Genomic DNA, 2,974 nt, shown 5'->3' on the forward strand with positions numbered 1-2,974 from the left:
GGGGGTGCGGGCGGGCGGTCCGGTGGGCGTACGGGCGGGCGGTCCGGTGAGGGTGCGGGTAAGTGGCCCGGTGGGGGTGCGGGTAAGGGGTCCGGTGGGGGTGCGGGTGCGGAGCGCGGCGGGGGGCCGACGGTGGAGACCATCGCGGTGCGGGCCGGGGTGTCCATCGCCTCGGTGTCGCGGGTGCTGAACGGCCACGGCGCGCGCCCCGACACGGTCACCCGCGTCGAGCGGGCCGCCGCCGAATTGGGCTATGTCCCCAACGCGGTGGCCCGGTCCCTCAAGGGCGGCCGCACCCTTCAGGTCACGTTCGCCATGTCGGACATCGGCAACCCGGCGTACGTCTCCATGGTCCGTGAGATACAGGCCGTCATGAAAGCGGCGGGCTATCGCCTGCTGCTGCACTCCACCGACGCCGACGTCGAGGACGAACTCGCCGTCCTGCACAGCCTCGCGGACCGCACGAGCGACGGGCTGGTCCTGTGCCCGATCCGGATCACACCCCGGCACCTGGACGCCCTCGCCCGGGCCGCGCGCCCGGTCGTCGTCATCGGTTCGCTCCCCGGCACCCCGCCGCACGGCCCACCCGTGGACAGCGTCCGCACCGACTCCGTGACCGGCGCCGAGGCGGCCGTGCGCCACCTGATCGACACGGGCAGACGCCGCATAGCGTTCGTCAACGGCCCCGCCGACACGGTGCCCGGCCACAACCGCGCCCTCGGTTACCGCACGGCCCTGGAAGCCGGCGGCCTCGCCCCGGACCCCGAACTGATCACGACCACGGACTTCACCGTCGAGGCCGGCGCCGCCGCGCTGCACAGCCTGCTCGACGCCCGGCCCGACATCGACGCCGTCTTCTGCGCCAACGACCAGCTCGCACTGGGCAGTTCGCAGGCCCTGCACGCACGTGGCCGGTCCATCCCGGACGACGTGGCAGTGGCCGGCATGGACGACACGGTTCTCGCCCGCGCGGGCTGGCCACCGCTGACCAGCGTGGACCTCGGCTCGGCCGAGCGCGGCCGGACAGCGGCCCACATGCTGCTGGACCGGCTGCGCGAGCCCGCGGGCATACCTCGCGCCCCGGCGCGCCGGGAGATCGTGATGCCGCGGCTGGTGGTCCGCGCGTCCTCGGCACCGGCCACCGGGGCCATATGACAGGGGACCGCCCCCTCCCGTACCTCCACCCGCGCCCGTAACTCCACCCGCGCCCGAACCCTCCCGAACCAGCCCGAGCAGCGGTAGCCGCACCCGTCCGAATCTCACAGAGCGGCATGCGCGGATCGACACCCACAGACCGGCACACCCACAGACCGGCACACCCACAGATCGGCACACCCACAGATCGGCACCCACATGAGCGCACTGCATCTTCCGCTCCCGCCTCCACCGCCCGCCCGGCGCCGCCCGCAGCTGCGCCCCGTCCCGCCACCCCGGCCCGCCGGGTGCACCGCCGGTCTCCGGGAGCGTGCGCGCGGTGCGATGCTCGGTCTCGCCGTCGGGGACGCGCTCGGCGCTCCGGCGGAGAACATGAAGCCGTCGCAGATCCGCCAACGCTGGGGACGCATCGAAGGGTTCCTGACGGACGACCCGGTCGGTACGGACGACACCGAGTACGCCGTCTTCTCCGGGCTGCTGCTCGCCGAGCACGGCTCGTCCCTCACCGTGGCGCACGTCGAGGCGGCCTGGCACCGGTGGATCGCCGACCTCGACGAAGGCCCGTTCCGCGGCGCCGGATTCAGCGAGCGCGGCACCCTGGAGAACCTGCGCCGGGGCCTGGCCGCCCCCATCTCCGCCCAGCACCGCCACGCCTGGAGCGACGGCCTCGCCATGCGCGCCGCCCCCTTCGGGGTCTTCGCGGCCGGGCGCCCCGCCGAGGCCGCCCGGCTGGTCGCCGTGGACGGCACGGTCAGCCACGACGGCGAGGGCATCTACGGGGGCCGGGCGGTGGCCGCCGGGGTCGCCACGGCCATGGTCGCCGGGTCCACGGACGCCGTCATCGCGGCGGCGCTGTCCGTCATACCGGAGGACTCCTGGACCGCCCGCTCGCTGCGCCGCGCGGTCACCGCCGCCCAGCGCTCCCGGCTCACCCCGGGCAGCACCCGGCTCGGCACCGAGCGCGCGGTCCGCTCGGCCGTGGTCATCGGCGGCTATCCGTGGACGGACCTCGCGCCCGAGGCGGTGGGCCTGGCGTTCGGCGCGTTCGCGGCGTCCCGCGGCGACTTCACCGGCTCGGTGCTGACGGCGGTCAACATGGGCCGGGACGCCGACACGACGGCGGCGGTGGCCGGCGCGCTGGCGGGCGCGCTGGGCGGCATCCACGCCATCCCGGACCACTGGGCAGAGGCCATCGGTCCGGTCCGCGGCAGCTGCCTCCCGTCCATGGCGGGCTACCACGTGCTGGACGTGGCGGAGTTGCTCACTCCCCGGCCCGAGGAGGCGACGGCGTCATGAGCCGGGAGGCGCTTCCGGGGTGGGAGTGCGGGTCATCAAGTGGCGGCGTGGGGAAGGGACTTGAGGTGCCGAGTAGTCGCCGTACGGCAGGTGCCGCCGAGCGGCGGCCAAGCGCGGCGGAACCGCCCGATACGCATCCGCCGCCTGGCAGCGGTACGCATCCCCTCCTGCCTGGAGGCAGTACGAGTCCGGCCCCGCACGGAAGTGGGACGCATCCCCTCCCGCCCAGAGGCAGTACGAACCTGTCCCCGCCCGGAGGCGGTACGCATCCGCCTCCACCCGGAAGCGGTACGCATCCGCCCCCACCCGGGAGTGGTACGCACCCGCCGCCGCCCGAAAGCGGCACGCATCCGCTCCCGCCCGGAGGCAATACGAACCTGTCCCCGCCCGGAGGCAGTACGAGCCCGCCCCCGCCCAAAAGCGGCACGCATCCCCTCCCGCCCGGAGGCAAGACGAACCTGTCCCCGCCCGGAGGCAGTACGAGCCCGCCCCCGCCCAAACGCGGCACGCATCCCCACCCGCC

At 74.9% G+C, this 2,974-nt stretch carries 2 protein-coding genes; both read left to right on the forward strand.

The window, feature by feature from the left end:
- The first annotated feature begins 132 nt into the window (after positions 1 to 132).
- Complete coding sequence (locus ADK86_RS14825; protein ID WP_053697022.1) at positions 133 to 1,155, forward strand: LacI family DNA-binding transcriptional regulator; 1,023 nt, start codon at positions 133 to 135, stop codon at positions 1,153 to 1,155.
- 198 nt (positions 1,156 to 1,353) lie between these two features.
- Entirely contained in the window at positions 1,354 to 2,451 is a 1,098-nt protein-coding gene (locus ADK86_RS14830) for an ADP-ribosylglycohydrolase family protein (RefSeq protein WP_420718850.1), read from the forward strand.
- The last annotated feature ends 523 nt before the right edge of the window (positions 2,452 to 2,974 follow it).

Source organism: Streptomyces sp. NRRL F-5755, from assembly GCF_001279365.1.
Taxonomy (GTDB): domain Bacteria; phylum Actinomycetota; class Actinomycetes; order Streptomycetales; family Streptomycetaceae; genus Streptomyces; species Streptomyces rimosus.

Excerpts from the sequence above, each read along its gene's own strand:
- ADK86_RS14830 (WP_420718850.1), top strand. The coding sequence starts at position 1,354 with ATGAGCGCACTGCATCTTCCGCTCCCGCCTCCACCGCCCGCCCGGCGC.